The following is a 19,979-nucleotide window of genomic DNA, read 5'->3' as shown; positions in this document are numbered from 1 at the left end:
AATGAATTTAAGTTTCTTTAATTGTTATCTTCGCCTAACTTATCCAATAGGGCCTGTGCTACTTTTTCAGGAATGCCAAGGGCTTGGATATCCTCAACGGTAGCTTTTTGGATAGCTGTCATAGACTTGAAGTGTTTGAGGAGTTTTTGTTTGCGCTTAGGTCCTAGCCCCTCCACTCCATCAAGTTTGGAGCTGAAACTATTTTTACTACGAACTTGACGGTGGAAGGTGATAGCAAAACGGTGAACTTCATCCTGAATACGGTGAAGGAGGAAAAATTCCTCGGATTGCCGTGGCAAATCAATGACCTGCAAGGGATCCCCAAAGAGCAATTCGTTGGTTTGGTGCTTGTCATTTTTCTGAAGCCCCGCAACTGGGATCGAGAGATTCAATTCATTACGCAGGACATCCTTGGCCACATTGACCTGTCCTTGACCACCATCCATGATAATAAGATCTGGTGGCGTTAGCCCATCGCGTTTGACACGACTATAACGGCGACGAATGACCTCACGCATGCTGGCATAGTCGTCAGGCCCTTCAACCGTCTTAATCTTGTATTTGCGGTACTCTTTTTTATTGGGTTTCCCATTCTCAAAGACGACCATGGCGGATACAGGACTCGTTCCCATGATGTTAGAGTTATCGAAGGACTCGATGCGGACCGGTGTCGGAATTCCCATGAGTTTGCCTAGATTTTCAATGGCTCCTTGGGTCTTAGCCAAGTCTTTTTCGAGGAGATCAAATTTTTGGGTCAAACTGACACGAGCATTTTTCGCCGCTAGATTAACCAACTGCTTCTTCTCTCCCCGTTGAGGTTTGAAAATCTTGACCTCATCTCCAACTAGAGCCTCAACAGACTCTTGATCAATGTCTCCTGGAATGAAAATCTCCTTAGGCTTGAGATGACGACTATCCAGATAAAACTGACCCATATAGGTTAGGAAATCTTCCTCAGCATCATTATAATAAGGGAACATATTGACATCACGCTGAATGAGTTTCCCTTGGCGAACAAAGAAAACCTGAACACACATCCACCCCTTATCCACGTAGTAACCGAAGATATCACGGTCCTGCATGTCTTGACGGATAACCCTTTGCTTGGTCCTAAGCGTCGAAACCGCCTCAATCAAATCGCGATACTCCGCAGCACGCTCAAACTCCATCTGGTCAGACATATCCTTCATCTTGGCCTTAAGCTGATTAACGATTTTATCATCATGACCGTTTAGGAAATTCTTGACATCCTCAACCAAACCTTGCCAATAATCCTCAGTGGTGTGACAGATGGTGTGGGCATTACATTGACCAATATGGTAATAAAAACAGACCTTGTTGGCAGGATTTTTACATTTCTTAAAGGGGAAAATACGGTCCAAAAGCTTCTTGATTTCATTGGCTGCACCAGAGTCTGGATAAGGGCCGAAATAAAGACCACCATCCTTTTTGACCTGGCGGGTAATCAAAAGCCTTGGATAGAGCTCCTTGGTAATCTTGATAAAAGGATACGATTTATCATCCTTGAGGCGAATGTTAAATTTAGGCATATTCTCTTGGATGAGGTTAATTTCCAAAAGCAGGGCCTCGATATTAGACTCGGTTACGATAAATTCAAAGTCTGCAATCTCAGATACCAAAAGCTCCGTCTTGGTATCATGACTTCCACGAAAATAGCTACGCACACGATTTTTGAGATTTTTAGCCTTACCGACATAAATAATATTGCCGAATTTGTCCTTGTGGAGATAGCACCCCGGGTTGCTTGGGAGCAGTTCCAACTTATGTTTAATCAGATCATTCATGCTTTCATTGTAGCAAAAAAAGAGCTAAAAAGCTCTTCGGAATCATGGCTATCATAGCTTTACTTGGACAAAATCTTCAGGATTTCCTCATAACTTTTGACTTGATAGGTTGGAACAGCTGGAGTCTCATTGACTAGGTTACTTGGATTGAACCAGACACTATCAATACCCGCATTATTACCACCCTGGATATCAGCAGTTAGACTATCACCAATCATGAGAGCTGAGCTTGGGTGAAAATCATGGACCTGATTGGCAATTTTATCAAAAAAGTCTGTAGACGGTTTGTGGGCACCCACCTCATCAGAGATGAAAACATCGTCGAAGAAAGGTAAAATACTCGAAGCCTGCAGACGACCACGTTGAATATAGCTAACACCGTTAGTCGCTGCATAAATCTTGTGGCCACGGTCTTTAACGTTTGATAAGAAAGCATGGGCCTGAGGCAACTCCTGCCCCTGTTGACTCAAGAAATGTTGGTAACGGCCTGCTAAGTGACTACCATCAACCTCCTGTCCAAAATGGTCAAAAAGACGCGAAAAGCGCGTGCGAAGCAACTCAGGCTTAGTGATTAAACCATGATTAAGATCTTCCCACATGGAACGGTTCATGGGAATATAGTGATCCTTGTAAACTTTAAGATCTCGTGAAGCCACCCCAGCCTCTTCAAGAAGGTAGGTCAAAGCCAAATCTTCAGCACGGTCAAAATCTAGGAGGGTGTGGTCAAGGTCGAAAAGTAAATGGGTGTAGGTCATGGTATATCCTTTCTAACTGGAAAATCTTTAGGCTCTATTTTACCACAATCCAGCTACATATAAAGAAAGAAACACAAAAGGGCGACCCGCAGGCCGCCCTCTCAGATTTATGAAAAATAAGTATTGCTTACTTAATAGACTGCTATTATATCCATTGAACCTTAAAGAAAACTTAAAGTCGGTTGTTTTTTTACTATTCCTATAGATTTTTACTTAAACAGCGAATCTCTCTAATTCGTGGTATACTGAAAATACAAGATTAATCAAACGAGGCGTGTTATGAAAAATTTAAAATTTCAATCCGTTTTTGACATCATTGGACCTGTCATGGTCGGGCCTTCCTCTAGTCATACTGCAGGAGCTGTTCGTATTGGAAAGATTGTTTCTGCCATCTTTGGTGAAACACCGACTGAGGTAGAATTTCAACTTTTTAATTCCTTTGCCAAAACCTATCGAGGTCATGGGACTGATGTGGCTCTAGTGGCTGGTATTTTAGGTATGGAAACGGACGACCCTGACATTCCACGCGCTCTGGATATCGCATACGAAAAAGGCATTAAGGTCTACTGGAAAATCAACAAGGATAGTAATGCGCCACATCCCAATACGACTCGTATTACCTTAAAAAATGATAAAAAAACATTTCTGCCACAGGTGTTTCTATCGGTGGAGGGAATATCCAAGTAACTGAACTCAATGGTTTTGCGGTCAATCTCAAGATGAATACACCAACTCTCATCATTGTCCACCAAGACGTTCCAGGAATGATTGCCCTTGTCACAGATATTTTGTCGCGATATGGCATCAATATCGCCCAAATGACTGTTACTCGGGAAAACGCCGGTGAAAAGGCCATTATGATTATCGAAATTGACTCGCACCAGTGTGATGAGGCCGTCACTGAAATCGCTAGAATTCCTCATCTACATAATGTCAACTTTTTCAGCTAAGAGGGGGATTGCATGTTTTACACTATTGAAGAATTAGTTCAACAAGCTGACCGAGATTACCAAGGTAATATCGCCAAACTCATGATTGCTACAGAGACAGAGCTAACTGGACGGGAACGTCCTGAAATCCTAGCTCTGATGGCTCGAAATCTTGAAGTGATGAAGGAGTCTGTTCAGGCTGGTTTGTCTCCTGAGAAATCACCAACTGGCTTAACCGGGGGAGACGCTGCCAAACTGGATGCCTATATCAAAAATGGAAAGACCTTGGCTGATTCTGCCGTCTTAGGTGCTGCTAGAAATGCCATGGCAGTCAATGAATCTAACGCCAAGATGGGCTTGGTTTGTGCCACACCAACTGCTGGATCAGCTGGTTGTCTACCTGCTGTTCTTACAACTGCTATCGAAAAACTGGGCTTAACCGAATCACAACAATTGGATTTTCTCTTTACTGCTGGTGCATTTGGCTTAGTCATCGCAAATAATGCCTCGATATCTGGTGCCGAGGGAGGCTGCCAAGCTGAAGTCGGTTCCGCCTCTGCTATGGCTGCTGCCGCTATTACAATGGCTGCTGGTGGAACACCTTTCCAAGCCAGCCAGGCCATCTGCTTTGTGCTTAAGAATATGTTGGGACTCATTTGCGACCCAGTAGCCGGATTGGTCGAAGTTCCTTGTGTCAAACGTAATGCTATGGGAGCAAGCTTTGCCCTAGTAGCTGCCGATATGGCCTTGGCAGGTATCACATCTGCCATTCCAGTCGACCAGGTTGTTGACGCTATGTATCAGGTAGGTTCAGCCATGCCAACTGCCTTCCGTGAAACTGCTGAAGGTGGCTTAGCAGCAACTCCGAAAGGAAAAGCATTAGCAAAAGAAATCTTTGGTTGATTTTTTAGAATAATCACAAAAAAACTTAGAAGTATGAATGCTTCTAAGTTTTTTCTTCTTATACAGCCTTTTCAACGTTTTGATCTTAGTTGAATAACCATTTTGTCAAAAAGTGCCATGTTTCTTTGGCAATACTTGCAAGGAAGGTTGATAGACTAAATTTGTTAAATGTTTTTAGGAGATTGTCAACTATTGGAGCAATAGTCTTAGGTGTTTCCACTGGAGTCTTACTTTCTTCTTCCTTACCAGTATTATCCTGAGATGGATTTGGTACTGTACTTGTATTGTCATGGCTATTATTTTGTCCAGTTGGTTCAGGCTCTGGAGCAACCTCAGGTTGATGCTCAGGTTCATCTAGTTTATTTTCCGGACTTGGTTCTGGACTAGGTTGTGGTTGAGGATCAGGTTTGATCGGTTCGTCAGTGGTGTCACTGCTTGTGTTTGTCATTTTTTCAGTAACGAAGAAGTTTTTGAATTCTACTGCTCCATCCCAAAGACCGACACCTACATGGGCTTGATTGAAGTAATTATCCACGGCATCAAATTGATGATGGAGCACTTCCTTACCATCGACATAGACTGTCATGGTGTCCTTGCCCTTTTCAACCTTGACGTGGTGGTACTGACCATCATTGATTGCTTTATCCAGATGAGCTTCAGCGATGGTTTCAGCACCAAAACGGAAGAGACGTACAGTATCGTTGTCAGCAAATTGGACAGAGTAGGCACGACCTGGTTCTTCACGTTCCGCAGCTACAAAAAGGTTGACCAAACCATGTTGGTATTTGACATCGATATCATAGTCAAATTGCTTGAAGCCATTACTTTCATAGGCCATGAAGAAGTCATTGGCACTGACATTGCTGTCGTAAAGGGTATCGTCATCAATATACCAATTACCAGTGACAGCTTTCAAGCCTTTAAGGTTGGTCGCAAAATTATTGAGAGTGATGGCAATCTTAAAGGTCTTACTCAATGAAGGATTTTCAACTGAGGTTGCTGTAACAGTGAGATGACCTTTATGAAGAGCTTTGAGAGAAAGTTTATTGTCATGTTCAGTATAGGACACCAAACTTGGATCACTGACCGTCCATGTCACATCTTGCTCTTCAGAAGCGGGTGCGAGGTAAACCTGCAAATCCTTACTTTGACCAACTTCGAGGGTCAAATCACCTGCAACTGTGGTGTTCATGGCAACGGCCTTAGTGACTTCCTTCTTGTCAGTCCAAGTACTCTTAATTGGATAAATAGCAATGTTTGCTTTAGCTGGACCACCTTCAACCAAGACACTTGCTCCAACGGCTCTTGGACTTGGGAAAATCTGGTTAGCACCTGCCACCGTATTACCCTTAGCAAAGACTTCCACACTCGCACGATCCACATAAAGATGCAAGTCAATAGAACCATCTTCATTGCGAGTCACTTGTTGGCTATTCACCTTAGCAAAGGCATCAGAAAGAATCGTACCAGATTGGCTACGGTCAATAGACAAAGTTTCCTTGGTTAAATCGTAAACGACCTTTGTAGCTTGACCATCACCGACGCGAAGGTTAAAGCCAACTGCTGTCGTGTCCTTCCCTGGTACAAAGTGAGAAACCACTTCATAAGTGTCACCTGTGAAATCTTTAAGAAGTTCATTGTCAGAAGCTACTCTGACATTTTCAAAATACTGGGCATTATCTGTATCACGAAGGCTTTCATAGGCCTTAACAGGTGTTTGTGTTAAGAGGTAACGGTCGCCTGATTTAACCAAACCAAGGTCAAGGTTAAGGTTAAAGGTACCATTAAATTTTTGACCAACAGTATCTGCAACCAGATTGCAATAATCTTCCCAAGTGTTCATCCAGTTGATTTCAGTCAATTGAGGGATGTTTGGATGCTCAGTTGTCCCAAAATCATGAACATAGTAAGTCATGGCAGCATAGGAATCCTTACCAAAATTCATGATTTCGTCATGGTCTTGGTAGACATCATCAGCTACAAAGGCCCACTTGCCATCCACTTGTTTAAAATCACCAACCTTGTAAGAACGACCACCACGTGAGAGAACCCACTTGAGAGCCCCATCATTGGCTACAATCGGATAGAGGTCAGGGCATTCTGTATGCAAATCCTTGTAGGTTGTTTCAACTTGCCAGTTCTTCAAGTCTTGTGAAGAATAAATGCGGAGTGGACCACCAGCAAGGACCATAAACCATTGGTTATCCCAGCGGAAGACCTTAGGGTCACGGAAATCTTGGTTTTGAAGTGGGTCCTGAGACCAGTCAGCAACTACTTTGTCATATTTTTGCCAAGTTCTCCCCTCGTCCTCACTATAGGCAATCTTAATCCGTTGCCCATTACCATTTGAAGTGATAATAGCTACTAGGCCACCTTCCGGAGATTTGAAGAGGCCTGAGCTATTGGTACTATCAACCACGACAGAGCCTGAGAACATGTGACCTGTTGCATCTGGATAGAAGGCTATCGGCTCTTCATCCCAATGTAGCAAGTCTCGGCTTGTCGCATGGGCCCAGTGCATTGGACCCCATTTGGTATCATCGTAAAATTGATAGAAGAGATGGTAACGTCCCTTGTAGAAGACCAAGCCATTAGGGTCATTAGCCCAGCCATCCTTGACAGAATAATGATACTGATTACGATAAAGCTCGTTGTAATACACATCATCACTTTGTCTACGGTGGATATTAACACGATAAGTCAAGGTCACAGGACGACCAAGCGAATCGGTCACACTACTTTCAATAATAAAGTAATTAGCACCTACAGCCACTGGCAATTGTGAAATATCTGTGTAGACATTTCCCTTGGCATCCTCTACCTTGATAACAGCATTGGGATTATGCTTAGTGATGTCAAAGCCTACTGTCTCAGCATTGTGTCCCACATATTGGATATGGAGTGGTTCTTCAGAGAAGAATTGGGCTTGTTTTTCAACAGAACCTGTCTTTGAGGTCACCACAAGATTGTCAATCAAAGGAAGACTGGCATCATCAAGATTAACATAGCGGGTGTTTTTGAAAATGACATTGGCATTCCAATTAAGAAGTCCAAAGTAACCTTCTGGAAGAACTTGAGGTTGGCCCTTGTCACTTTTTTGAAGAACAGCATCACCTGTACTTGCGACAAGCACATCATTGACATAGTAAGATAGCCACTGATTAGCCGCAACTACTCTGAGATTGTAGGTTTCATCGGCAGTTGGTGCCAAATCTTTTTCATCTACAAGTTGAATATCATGATTATTGACCCAACGCCAAAACTTAACCTTATGGTTACCAGAGTCTACATTGACCCCGTACATATTTTTATCGCTACTATCATTGTTACCACGGAAAATGAGGGCAGCGGCACCACCAGCTTCCTTGAAGGTCACATCTGTTGAATAGATAAAATTCTTGCCCTCGGATTGAGAATAAAGGAAAGAGTCTCCCTTGTCTTTAGCTTCTGAATGAATACCGTCAGCCTGCATTTCCCAGTGACCATTTTGGTCAGCGGTCATCCCTTCAAGATTTGTCACAGCTTCATTATTAGGCAAATCCGTTTTTTCCGCTGTCACATGAACTGGACTGGTGCTATTCGTTACAACTGGAGATTGTTCTTGATTGGTCTGATTCAAATCGGCTTCTTGCGCTTGGTTAGTTACTTTCTCAGCCTCACTAGCCTGTGTTTGTACTTCTTTTGACTGGTCAGGGATAGGCTGAGTGGGATTCTCTTGAGCTGTTTTAGCAGATTCGGAAACAAGAGAGGGGCTCGGCTCTACCACTTGGGGGACTTCCTTGGTCGTGCTAGGTGCAAGCTCCACTTGAGGGGCAACTTGATGGTCAGTTTGAGTTACCACTTCTTGAAGTGTTGGGCTCACAGTTGCCTGTTCCACTTGGTCCGCATAGACAGGACTAGCCAGGGCCAAACCTACAAAACTTACCAAGGCACAACCATAGACCCAAGTTTTCCCACTTTTACGCATAAACCAATTTTTACAAACAGTATCATTCATGACTCTTCTCCTTCTTTAGAGCAACATTAAATGTTAACTCATTTTTCATGAAAATTCAAAGTCAATACATTCGCCTTTATTAATAAGCCTATCAAAGTTTCCGGAAATATCTTTAGGGTTTACATTAAAACGGTAAACGCTTACTTTTAATATCATTATATCACTATAATCTGAAAATACCATCTTTTTCTGTAATATTTTTCATATAAATAAAAAACTTCCGAATTTTCCATTCGAAAGTCTCATACTTATGCTTAATCTGAGCCTGTTAGCAGGCTATTTCCAATAATACCAATGGTTACAATAGCAATCCCAAGGAATCCCAAAAGGCTAGGTAGACTATCTCCGAGGAAGAGGCAACCACCCAAGAGGGTAAAGAGAACTTCACCAGCCTGAGTAGCCTCAACTACTGCCAGTTGCTTATGGTTATGCTTAACCAGATTAGTCGCCTCGAAGAAAAGCAAGGTTGCGACAACTCCAGAAAAGACAGCTACAATTAAAGATTGTAAAATCTGTCCCCCTGATGGAAGTCCAGAATCCGTTACAGCAAAAACTGATAAGATCACCCAAAAAGGCGTACTCATCAAGGTCATCCCAAACACGCGCTGCGTCGTTGAAAGCTGATCCTCTTTACAGTGGACCATCATCTTACGATTGCCCAAAGGATAGGCAAAAGCAGCCAGTAAAATCAAGAGACTGGCACGAACCACACCGCTACCAAGACCACTACCAAAGTAAGGAATCTGGATGAGAATAATACCTAAAAGGATAACCAATGTCATAAGCAGTTGCTTACCAGGTACCCTCTGACCAAAGAGAGGTGTCAAGAGCAGACCAGCTAGAATGGTAATCTGCCAAGTGGCTGCCACAAACCAGGACTCACCATAAATGGAGGCTAGAGACAGTGGCCCATAGAAAAGCCCAAAACCAACCGTACTCCAAATCAACCAAGTCAGGGGTGCTTTCTTAATGGCAGACAGAACACCTACCAGCTCACCCTTACGCCAGGCCAAAACAGCCAGCATAGGCAAGCTAAACAAATAGCGTAGACTAGCACTCCACATCCAGGACCCACCTGAAAGGTTCATACTACGGTTGAAAATAAAAGTAAAAGCAAAAAAGAGAGCACCAAGAATACCATACCAAATCGCCCTCGCAAATTGAGATTGTTTCATAATTGTAAACTCCTGTAGATTCTATTATACAGTAATTGAAGCAATAGAAAAAGGAGGTCATTATGATGACTTCCTTAGTTTCGTTTCAATTTTTACTTATGGACCAAGTAAACAATCTATATTTTATTCACCTTTTAGTTGCACTTGCGTATGGGCTAGCAGGTCGCCAAGATGCCTCTTATCTTTTCTAAACATCGTCATTGCCAGTAAGGAAACTGCGAGGAGAGTCGCCGAAATAGAGAGGATAATGGACAATACATCAAAATTACTATAGAAACCATGAATCGTGCCCATATGACCGAGTTGCCAAGGTAAAAATTTAATGGTATTTCTGATCAAGCTAGCCTGAACTGTTTTTTCTGGTAGACCAGTTGAAGTCCTGCTTTTGTCTTCCCAAAACTCCCATTTTTTGCATAATCCAAGAATGTGAAAAGGAGCATGATTGGCAAAACAGAGGTGAAAAATACAAGCCACTGCGACTGAATTTCTGTAAACTCTGGGACGCCATTAAAAAAAATAATGTATATAAGCATAGAACCTAAAAACAGAAGAGCTAAATAAGCTATAATAAAAAGATAATCGAATAGAAATTCAATCATTCTTTTTTTAAACGAAATAGGATTGATTGCTATAATTTTCATCATCGACTCCCCCTTTCTCATCTCCTATTATAACATTTTTAATATTCTAAATAATATTTGAAAAGAAAATCTGCTGGCTAGCACCCTCGCAAATTGAGATTGTTTCATGACTGTAGACACCTATTATTGCTCTATTGTACAGTATTTGGAGCAATAAAAAAGGAGGCCATTATAATGACTTCCTTGGGTTAAGTTTTCACTTAAACTTGCCCTTATGCTTCTTCCCATACCATTTTTCTGCTGACTTGCCTTCCCAGTCACGGTATTCTTCAGGATATTTCCATTTGTAGTAGGCTTGCAACATATAGGGAAACATGAAATAAATTTCAAAGGCAGCAATTAGTATATTGCACACTAGGAATAAAAATAGAACGCTTAATCCTCCAATCAGACTATCTGCATTTCTTATTGAATCCGAAAATATCGTACGAAAAATTATCCAGAGTGCTACGACTATTCCACCATACTTGACAATGAACCTAAATACTCTATTAAACACTCTATCGGTCGGACTCTCTATTTCAGTACCACCGTATAATAAATTTAGCAATGAGGTAGACTTATCACGTATCATATAAATGATTGTGAAAAGAATTAGTCCTTCAAAAACAAACATTCCCACATAGCCAACAAGACCATAAAGTAAATTCATCAAGAAAAGATTAAGTTCAATTAGCAGCCATATTATAAAAGAAACCATAAAATGAAACTGACCTCTATAGATCAAAATGAACTGTTGGTTGAATCGCTTTCCTAATATAATCAGTAAAAGCCATATTGCCAACCCCATCCAAAACACCCAGTAGGGAAGAAAATTAACCTCGGATAGGCCTACTGTTAAATCTTTAGGATTAGCATGATAAAATAAATAATTATTTAAAGCAACAATCAACCAATTGGGACCCATTATAAATAAGATTGTCAAAATCACTAACCAAACATACGACTTAAAGGTCCCTCTATATTTTTCTTTTTTTAGAGCATCCTGATAATTTTCCTGTGCAAATTTTCCTGAGACACTATCATCTAATAGATTTAAACTCTCTTCAAAACTTGCTTTAAAGATTGATTTTTTCATTTTTACCTTATCAATAATTCCTTGTGCTTTTTAGGCACTTCCAATTAATCTTTATTTCGATTGGTTAAATCATAAAGAGCGAGACAGACCTTTTTAGTTTTCTCAGCTAGTGTAGAGTCTGTGGTTAACTGAGCCTCTAGCTATTCTATGGACAAATCAGGATCTATCTGCACGATTGAAAGAATGAGATAACTCTCAAAAAGTTCTTATATTTCAGCTTTAATTCCGTCTGACTGATTGCTTCTCTAGCATCCTTTATGACAGCATCAAAATCTCCTGACCTAAGCTTTACGAGTGCCTTGCTCTACCAACTGAGCTAAATTGGCTAACACTTTTATAGTATAGCACTCTCAATTTTTTGTCAGGAAGTTTTAAACGATTTTCTTTATCAAAATCTGGCAAAGATTTTGGGGATCCCATAGTTGAGGAAAAATCTCTAATTTTTTAAAACCAACACTTCGATAAAAGACATTTGTTCGGTCATAATCTTTATTTGAACCTTCTGCCACTGTTTTTACCTGTAGGTAGTCCACTTGTTTGCCTGCTTCTCTTTCTATAGTCGTAATTAATTTCCTTCCAATTCCTTGACCTTGATAAGCTTTTTTTACGCCGAGACAATCAATCTCTGCACACTCTTCACTAGAATAGGACAAGCTTACAAATCCAGTCAAATCACTCTCCTGATAGGCTGCCCAAACTTGCAAATCTTTGGCTCCTTCGATGTAGGCTTGCGTGCTTTCAGGTATTCCAAACCATTCTGGCAAATCCTTTAAAACCTCATCAACAACTGCCATTTTTTGATCTTCATCCTTGACTTCTTCAATTGTAAACATCATAAGTTCCTTTCTTGATTTTAGTCTTACTTTCCCCCTTATGAGCCAGCACTTTCGTAGGCATCCAAGCCCCTATCCCAGAGTTTGAGGGAAATGAAAAAGAAGACAAGGGAAATCAGAATCAAACCACCGATATTAAAGAGCCCATTCTTACCCTGCAAGAAATAACTGGCAGGATAGTAAGCCGTAAAGGCAAATGGCACGATAAAACTGATCAACCAACGAAGGAGCGAATTGTAAATGGAAATCGGGTACTTGGCAAAATCATTGAACATATAAAAAATATAAATCATGGCGCCTGACTGTTTAGTCCAAAAAGCGATACTGGCTGTCGCTATTTTCAAGGAAGTATAAATCAAGGTAGCAAATGGAATACAGACTAGGAAAATCAGGAATTTGGGAATCGTCCAAGCAATGCTTGATACTGTTGTTCCCAATAGAATGCAACCGACCAAAAGTTCCCCCAAGGCATCAATCTGAAAGGTCTCAACCAGAATATGAAAGAGAGGGTTGATAGGACGAGTCAAATACTTGTCAAATTCCCCTTTTCGGACTAGTCGTTGACCTAAGGCCCAGAGATTGTCAAAAAAGAGATGGTCCAATCCCTTGGGAATCAAGGAAAATCCGTAGATAAAGGCAATCTCTTGAAAAGTCCAACCTTCTAGGGATGGGATATGTTGAAAGATAACATTGAGAAACAAGAGGTTCAGACCTTGAGTCAGAAAGACTCCCAAGACACCTACCACAAAATCCACCTTGTATTCCATGATTTGCTTGATGTATTGTCTGATAAAAATCAGATGCATGCGTTGATATTTTTTCATACTAACCTCCTTGAATAGTGATAAATGACTGGACTCGTTTCCAAATCAACTGAGACAAGCCCACCATCACTATAAGCCAGAAGATCTGGAGCAAAAGCGCTTGAAGAATCTGACTGGCATCGTATTTCCCAACAATGATCATAACCGGAGTGTAAATCAAGGATGAAAAAGGCAAGAAGGAGAGAATAGCTGAAACCACCTTTGGAAAGAAAGCCAAGGGAATCAAACTTCCAGACATAAAGGCCACTATGGAAGTCTTGAGTAGATTGGAACCCCAAAGATTTTTAAAGACAAATGCTGAAAATCCAAAGCAGATGTTAAAGAAAAAGTTAATTAGATAGGCGAGCGTTAAGCTAAAAAGATATAGAACAGTTAATCCCAGCACTTCTACAATCCCTTGCCCAGACAGGATTTTCATCAAAATAATGACACTTAAAAATGGCAGTCCAACAGAGATAAAAATCAACCACTTGGAGCCAAGTTCGGTGAAAAGGTAAGAGGCCGCAAAATGCACTGGTCTCAGCAAGCGCATGATAATGGAGCCATCCTTGACCTCCTCCCCAATCATAAAGGAGCTATCAGACCTGGTCAAGAGATTGGTCACAAAACTCATGATGATGTAGAAGGTGATATCTGCCATACTGAAGCCCTGAATCAAAGGCTCCTGGGAGGAGTCAAAGACAGCCTTCCAGAGATAAAAGGCCACAAAAGCTCCCATGACATCGCCAATCCGATAGAGAATAAAGTTGACTCGATAGGTAATCAACTCCTGAATCCCTGCATTGATAAAGGGTTTATACCGTCTCCACAATTTGACCATCTTAGAGCTCCTTTCGGTAGAAGCGACGGATAATATCTTCAATATCCGTATCTACCATCTTCAAATCACGGACTTCAAAATCAGATAAGGTTTGCTTGATAATATCGGCCGATTGGTAGCGGGAACTATCGAATTCAATATTGAGAGTATTTCCTTGTCTATCAATGGACATATCAGGCAAGCCCTCATAATGAGAGACTAGATGATTTTGACCTGGCGTCAGGTCAAAGGAGAGAGTCTTCATCTTGCCAAAGGTCTCCTTGAGCTGACTCACCGTCCCATCAAAAATCTCCTGCCCCTTGTCAATCATAAAAATCCGATCACAGAGTTGCTCAATATCACTCAGATCGTGAGTGGTCAAGAGAATAGTTGTTTCTTCCTCTTGATTGATTTGAGTTATAGCCCGGCGAATGTTATCCTTGACCGACACATCCAAACCAATGGTAGGCTCATCTAAAAAGAGAACCTTGGGATTGTGAAGCAAGGAAGCCGCAATATCCGCCCGCATCCGTTGACCTAGCGAAAGAGTCCGCACGGGATCCTTGATAAAGTCCTTCAAATCCAAGACTTCATTCAAAAAATCCATGCGCTTGTGGAAGAGCGAATCTGGGACATCGTAAATCTCCTTCAAAACCGTGTAAGTCTCTTGCAGGGCCAAGTCCCACCATAGCTGAGTTCGTTGTCCAAAAACAACCCCAATATCCTTGACATAATCCTGGCGATTATCCTGTGGAATCTTGCCATTAATCCGACAAAAACCAGATGTCGGTTTCAAAATTCCTGTCAGCATTTTAATGGTTGTCGACTTCCCAGCACCATTTGCCCCGATAAAACCTAGAATCTGCCCCTTGGGCACCTCAAAGGTCAAATCCTTGACCGCTTCAAAGGTCTGCTTTTCAGGATGAATAAAGGAACGCAAAGCCCCCTTCAACCCCGGTTCCTTGACTGTCTTCACAAAATTTTTCTGAAGATGTTTCACTTCTATCATTGCCATATCTATCTCCTACAGTAAAAAATCAACAAACCGTGTCCTCTAAACACAAAAAGCCAATTTCTCATCTCCTAAAATCTGCCTTCTTTATCACAGCAGAAGACCTTAGTATTACTCTATTATAAAGCAGTTAAAAAAGGAAACCAAGTGTTATTCTCGAAAAAGAGAAAATAGTTTTGATACTTGAAAAAATCATAACCACCCGTTTAATTCACTAAACAAAATGACACAATTCAATAATTCATCAAAGCCTCTACATATTCCTGTAGAGGCTCATTTCAACTTCTCTCATTCTTGCTTGTGAATGTTTAGATAGGTTATAAGCCACAAAAAAGCCACCATATGGTGACTTCATTCTTATCTATTTCTCCTCACCCTAGCCAGTCTTTTTCTTTGGCAATGCGGACGGCTTCTGTTCGGTTGCCTGCATCGAGTTTAGTCAGGATGGCTGTCATGTAATTTCGGACGGTTCCATTTGAGAGAAAGAGGCTTTCAGCAATTTCTTGGTTGGTTGACCCTTGAGCTACCATGGCCAAGACTTCTTGTTCTCGTTGGCTGAGTGGGTTATTGTCAAAGGCGACACCCTCAACTAGCTCTGGCGAATACTCCTTTTGGCCTGCTAGGACGGTATGGATGGTCGCCATAAGGTCACTGATGGAACGCTCTTTGAGCACGTAGGCATCCACCTGGGCTGCAAGGGCTCGTTTAAAATAGCCTTTTCGTTTGAAGGTGGTCACAATAACGACCTTCGTTTCTCTTTGGTTGGCACGGATCCACTCTAGGACATCAAGGCCTGTTTTAACTGGCATTTCAATGTCTAAAATGGCTACGTCGACCTCTTCTTTTTCCAAGAGAGCAATGGCTTCTTGACCATCACTAGCCGCATGGACCTCTTCGACATCGTCTTCCAACATGAGGAGCTGGCAGAGGGCATCCCTCAACATTGACTGGTCTTCGGCAACTAATAATTTCATGCTTTTCCTCCCTCTTTCAAATGTACACGAATAATGGTTGGATGCGATTGAGACAGAATTTCCAAGTCTCCATCTACCAAACTGAGACGCTCTCTGATACTGTGTAGTTCTTGTCCAGTGACTTCCTCAAAGCCACAACCATCATCCTCAAACTCAAGGACAATACCATGATCACGTCTTAGACGAATCTGACAGCTATCGGCCTGGCTATGTTTGATGACATTATTGGCCAGTTCACGAAGCACCATGGACAAGGTAGACTGACTAACGGGTGACAGGCTGTCTAAATCAAGGCTACTATCCACGGTCAGGACGATATCAGATAGGTCAAAGAGCCGCTCAAGTTCCAGTAGCTCCTCGGCCACCGTTCGGTACTTGAGCTTATTGACAATCTCACGCACCTCATACATGGAGTCTCGGCTAATCTGGTTCAATTCTTCCAGATTCTTTCTAGCAGCTTCATACTGCTCCTTGTCCATCTGTTTCAAAGCCAACTCGGTTTTAAGACTCATCATGGCAAAGGTATGCCCTAAGGTATCGTGCAAGTCACGACCAATACGATTACGTTCATTTTCAGCTGATAGGATATTGATGGTACGGTTGGCTTCTTCCATCTTTCTCTCCTGACGTATACGGTTTTGAAAATAGTACATTCCCAACGAAAAGAGGAGAATAGCCATAGACATGAGGTGGGTACCCAAATCGTCTGTCAATAGGAAGGATGATAACGTCAAAATCAAGAGTGTCGCTAGAAAGGATAAGAAGCGATAAGATGATATGCTATCCTCAAATCGCCAAACGAGAAGATTGACGTTGAAAAAAATAAACCACATCATCCCCCCTGGAAGGTCAGGGTCATAAAGATAATGTAAGCTAGAGTGTAAAACCACAGAAAGGGAATCCACTTACTATAAGCTTTTTTCAAATATACCATCAGGAGATAAGCGATGGTAAACAGACCCGTCAAAACTAGGGTCCAGACTGGAAAATACCCGCCAAAAACTCCAAAGATTGGGAAAACAAGGAAAATCAGACTAACAAAATAAGCGAAATCATTTTTCTGGTAAGATCTAAACATGGTCACTTTCTCTGTAAAATTTAATAAAAAGGGCTAAGCCTGTAGCTATTGTAGCATAGACCAAGATAAAAATGAGTGATTTCCATGAAAATTCCCCTTTTTTTGCGAAATTGACTACCAACTGATTAATATGATAGATGGGTGTCCACTCCGAAATGTGCTGAACCCATTTTGGAAACAAGGTTACTGGCATCCAAGAACCACCGATAATAGCAAGTCCAAGAAAGACGATATTTCCGACGATAGCCATGATTTGTTGAGACTTAATTTGGGCTAGGAGTAAGCCAAAGGATAGGAAGACTAGACTTGACAAGAGTAAAAGAGCACCTGAACCGATCCAATGTGATAATGGCATCTTAACATCACGCACAAAAGCTCCCACACAGAAAGTTACGATGATAGCAACCATAAAGTTCATAAGAACTCGAAAGATTTTAGAGAGGTAGTAGGCCTGAATACTGATTTTTGAATGTTCGATGTAGGTTAACCAGTGCTCCGTTTGGTCCTCTCTAAGCATGTAGGGAAAGGTAAAGAAACCAAAGCTGGACATAGAGAATCCTGTCATGGTCAACATATAAGACAAGATAAAGGCTTTTTGTGACTCTGGGTCAGGACTCATTTCCATACCTGAATACAAGAGGAAGAATCCGACAGGCATTCCGATGGACATGATAAAGACTGGCCAACTGCGCCATGTTTTTATCCATTCGATTTTAAGTAGTGCTTTCATGACTTGTCCTCCCTTGTGCTATCAAATAGGCTATCTAAAAGTGTCTTATTTTGAATTTCAATGTCAGAAATGCGACAGCCTTGAGCTTGTAAACTACTCCACACACTTTCAATATCTTTAGTCATAAAGGTTACAACATCACGTTTTTCAGTCACATCATAAATGGCTGCCAGTTTGTCAAGACTTGGCGCAAAGCGACTTGCTAAAGTGACTTGTTTTTCCTTTTCCTCGCTACGCATAGCATGTGGCGTAGTATCCCTAATGAGTTTCCCCTGATGAAGGACCAAAATGCGGTCAGCTGTGTGCTCGACTTCTTCGATATAGTGGGACGAATAAAGAATAGTCACACCTGACTTTTTCAGATCATTGATGATTTCCCAGAAACGTTGGCGTGTCGTAGTGTCCATCCCTGCTGTCGGCTCATCTAAAAAGAGAATGTCAGGCTTGCCAATTAGACAGAGAACAAAAGCAAGAAGACGTTTTTGTCCCCCTGAGAGTTTGTCCGCAAACTGCTGATACTGATCGTCTTTGAATTGTAAGAGCGCTTGAATCTCTACTTTAGATAATCCATTCTCAGAAATATCTTGGAAAAAAGCAATCAGTTCCTTGACTTTCAATTGCGAGGGAATGGTATTTTCTTGGAGAAGGACCGCAATTTTATCTTGCGCTTTCCCCTTTTTACCCTTGATAAAGACTTGACCGCTACTGGCTTTCTTATCACCAAGAATACAGGACATCAAGGTCGTTTTACCAGCACCATTGGGACCAATTAAAGCAAGACAATCACCTTGTCCTACCTCAAAGCTAATATGGTCTAAAATCGTTTTCCTTTTGATTTTTTTGACAAGATTTGTGACTTGAAGGATTGTTTCACTCATGTGTGTGATTTCCTTTCTTTTGGTAGAAGGCTAGAAAAACATAACAAGTTGCAACTGAGACGCCCATAACACTGTAGAGAATATCACTGCTGCCATGAAGTAGGACATAAGCAAAGAGGATGGTCCAAATTGCCGCTAGGAGCATGATGCTCAGTATTTTCAATAGTTTCATGCTGGGCCTCCTAGTTTTTCAAATCATTTATGACAAGGTCGATAAAACTTTTAGCCATAGTGATGAGAATGTAGGCTGAGATAGACAAGCCAATAATCATGCCAAGATTTGAGAAGATAGCTTCAAAATTGCCTCTTTCAAAGATGTCAGTAAACATGCTAAGTCCAGCAAAGATAGTTCCGATAACTGCGTAGATAAGGTAAGATGTTTTGATTTTCATGAGATGACCTCTTTCGTTTTATTATTTCTAAGTTATGACTAAAGTATATCTTTTTGGTCACTCTCTTTTTAGCACCAGATGTCATGACATGATATGACATTTGTCATGTGACATAAAGGCAAGAAAAAGAGCTGACCTTTCAGTCAACTCTAACTTAAGTTATAAGCAAAAGGAAGTTCATTCGTCATTTTGACACTATTCGTTTCTAGCCAAGAAATTATAATTTCAAGGCCAACATGTTAACCGTCATACCTGCTGCTGTTCCCAAAAGGTAGACGACATCTCCTTCTTTAACTAAGCCATGATCTAATGAGTAAGCTAAACCAAATGGAACAGATACAGAAACCATATTACCATAGTCAGTAACTATGTTAAGATATTGATCTTCAGCAATACCAAGTTTATCCATTACCAAAGATAAGGCGCGACTAGCTTGATGGGGAATGATGTAGTCCACATCCGCAAGAGCCAAGTGAGTTTTCTCTTGGAATTCTTGAAACATATCAGGAAGCTTATGCGCTGATAAAAGGAGAATCTTCTTGCCCTTCATATCAAACATAAAGTCCGTTTTTGTCTTTTCTGAATATTTTTTAGGATGGTAAGAAGTCAAACCTCCACGGATTTCAGTATCATGAGCACCTTCTGACCAGGTATGTTGTAGACTTGCAATAACCCCTTTGTCTTGAGAACTTGCTTGGAAAATAAAGGCTGCTGCTCCGTCACTAAAGAGTTCAAAACTTTCTTTTTGTTTCGGATTGAGACCCAGACTTCCGACCTCACTAGATACAATCAAGACACGATGGTATTCACCAGCTTCAATCAAGTAGGACATTGTTGATAAAGCTGAGATAAAACTTGTACAAGTCGTATTGATATCCATAGCTGGGATGGCAAGTCCTTTTGCCACGCGCTCATGAATCAAGGCTGCAGTACAAGGAATAGGCTGCACACCAACTGCACTGGCTGAGACAAGACAATCAATGTCTTCAATTTTCAAATTAGCATTTTCAAGAGCTCGTTGGATAGCCACTTCGGCCAAATCCAACTGTGTTTCTTCATCTTCTACAACACGATAACGTGTTTGATTTTTGAATTGTACGGTTTGTTTTGGAAGACAAACTCCATAACCTGCGATTTCAACATGTCTTTTTACTTCTGTCATTGTCATTCATCCTT

Annotated in this window: 16 protein-coding genes and 3 pseudogenes; 2 read left to right on the top strand and 17 right to left on the bottom strand. The window is 41.3% G+C overall.

Annotated features, from left to right (window positions below; genetic code table 11):
* Positions 1-17: 17 nt before the first annotated feature.
* Positions 18-1,805, bottom strand: coding sequence for an excinuclease ABC subunit UvrC (uvrC, locus tag HSISS3_RS03640; protein ID WP_042771807.1), 1,788 nt, complete (start codon positions 1,803-1,805; stop codon positions 18-20).
* A 59-nt stretch (positions 1,806-1,864) separates the two neighbouring features.
* Positions 1,865-2,560 (bottom strand): YjjG family noncanonical pyrimidine nucleotidase, encoded by a 696-nt coding sequence (locus HSISS3_RS03635; protein ID WP_021145149.1) that lies wholly within the window; start codon positions 2,558-2,560, stop codon positions 1,865-1,867.
* Between the two features lie 279 nt (positions 2,561-2,839).
* On the opposite strand from HSISS3_RS03635, the pseudogene sdaAB reads away from it, so the two are divergent.
* Positions 2,840-3,510, top strand: a pseudogene (gene sdaAB, locus HSISS3_RS03630) (L-serine ammonia-lyase, iron-sulfur-dependent subunit beta).
* Positions 3,511-3,522: 12 nt separating this feature from the next.
* Positions 3,523-4,392 carry an L-serine ammonia-lyase, iron-sulfur-dependent, subunit alpha gene (sdaAA, locus tag HSISS3_RS03625; protein WP_021147208.1) on the top strand — a complete coding sequence of 290 codons (870 nt, stop codon included), beginning with the start codon at positions 3,523-3,525 and terminating at the stop codon, positions 4,390-4,392.
* 85 nt (positions 4,393-4,477) lie between these two features.
* On the opposite strand, the gene HSISS3_RS03620 is transcribed toward sdaAA, so the two are convergent.
* From HSISS3_RS03620 to HSISS3_RS03550, 15 genes and pseudogenes are all read right to left on the bottom strand, one after another.
* The gene (locus tag HSISS3_RS03620) at positions 4,478-8,389 is read right to left on the bottom strand and encodes a GH32 C-terminal domain-containing protein (RefSeq protein WP_021151729.1); all 3,912 of its coding nucleotides are present in this window, start codon (positions 8,387-8,389) and stop codon (positions 4,478-4,480) included.
* A 254-nt stretch (positions 8,390-8,643) separates the two neighbouring features.
* Positions 8,644-9,564: a DMT family transporter gene (locus HSISS3_RS03615; protein ID WP_021145137.1), complete on the bottom strand. Its 921-nt coding sequence runs from the start codon at positions 9,562-9,564 to the stop codon at positions 8,644-8,646.
* A 123-nt stretch (positions 9,565-9,687) separates the two neighbouring features.
* Positions 9,688-10,208 (bottom strand): annotated as a pseudogene (locus tag HSISS3_RS03610) (RDD family protein).
* Between the two features lie 193 nt (positions 10,209-10,401).
* On the bottom strand, positions 10,402-11,283 hold the full coding sequence (locus HSISS3_RS03605) for a hypothetical protein (RefSeq protein WP_021151728.1): 882 nt from the start codon (positions 11,281-11,283) through the stop codon (positions 10,402-10,404).
* Between the two features lie 371 nt (positions 11,284-11,654).
* A complete protein-coding gene (locus HSISS3_RS03600; RefSeq protein WP_021145135.1) occupies positions 11,655-12,116 on the bottom strand; it encodes a GNAT family N-acetyltransferase in 462 nt (153 codons plus the stop codon).
* Positions 12,117-12,154: 38 nt separating this feature from the next.
* Positions 12,155-12,940: an ABC transporter permease gene (locus HSISS3_RS03595; RefSeq protein ID WP_021145134.1), complete on the bottom strand. Its 786-nt coding sequence runs from the start codon at positions 12,938-12,940 to the stop codon at positions 12,155-12,157.
* 1 nt (position 12,941) lies between these two features.
* Entirely contained in the window at positions 12,942-13,760 is an 819-nt protein-coding gene (locus HSISS3_RS03590) for an ABC transporter permease (protein WP_021145133.1), read from the bottom strand.
* Between the two features lies 1 nt (position 13,761).
* The gene (locus HSISS3_RS03585) at positions 13,762-14,754 is read right to left on the bottom strand and encodes an ABC transporter ATP-binding protein (protein ID WP_021151727.1); all 993 of its coding nucleotides are present in this window, start codon (positions 14,752-14,754) and stop codon (positions 13,762-13,764) included.
* 368 nt (positions 14,755-15,122) lie between these two features.
* A complete protein-coding gene (locus HSISS3_RS03580; RefSeq protein ID WP_003094426.1) occupies positions 15,123-15,725 on the bottom strand; it encodes a response regulator transcription factor in 603 nt (200 codons plus the stop codon).
* Positions 15,722-16,803 (bottom strand): annotated as a pseudogene (locus HSISS3_RS03575) (sensor histidine kinase). The gene HSISS3_RS03580 and the pseudogene HSISS3_RS03575 overlap by 4 nt, the downstream one beginning before the upstream one ends.
* The gene (locus HSISS3_RS03570) at positions 16,796-17,533 is read right to left on the bottom strand and encodes an ABC transporter permease (protein ID WP_021151724.1); all 738 of its coding nucleotides are present in this window, start codon (positions 17,531-17,533) and stop codon (positions 16,796-16,798) included. Before HSISS3_RS03570 ends, HSISS3_RS03575 begins: the two are co-directional and overlap by 8 nt.
* Complete coding sequence (locus tag HSISS3_RS03565; protein ID WP_021151723.1) at positions 17,530-18,411, bottom strand: ABC transporter ATP-binding protein; 882 nt, start codon at positions 18,409-18,411, stop codon at positions 17,530-17,532. Before HSISS3_RS03565 ends, HSISS3_RS03570 begins: the two co-directional genes overlap by 4 nt.
* Positions 18,404-18,583, bottom strand: coding sequence for a hypothetical protein (locus HSISS3_RS03560; RefSeq protein WP_021151722.1), 180 nt, complete (start codon positions 18,581-18,583; stop codon positions 18,404-18,406). The genes HSISS3_RS03565 and HSISS3_RS03560 overlap by 8 nt, the downstream gene beginning before the upstream one ends.
* 10 nt (positions 18,584-18,593) lie before the next feature.
* On the bottom strand, positions 18,594-18,803 hold the full coding sequence (locus HSISS3_RS03555; protein WP_021151721.1) for a hypothetical protein: 210 nt from the start codon (positions 18,801-18,803) through the stop codon (positions 18,594-18,596).
* Between the two features lie 217 nt (positions 18,804-19,020).
* Entirely contained in the window at positions 19,021-19,965 is a 945-nt protein-coding gene (locus HSISS3_RS03550; protein ID WP_008534924.1) for a 3-oxoacyl-[acyl-carrier-protein] synthase III C-terminal domain-containing protein, read from the bottom strand.
* Positions 19,966-19,979 lie beyond the last annotated feature (14 nt).

The organism is Streptococcus sp. HSISS3 (genome assembly GCF_000448605.1).
GTDB lineage: Bacteria > Bacillota > Bacilli > Lactobacillales > Streptococcaceae > Streptococcus > Streptococcus raffinosi.
This window is presented reverse-complemented; position numbering and strand designations above follow the sequence as displayed.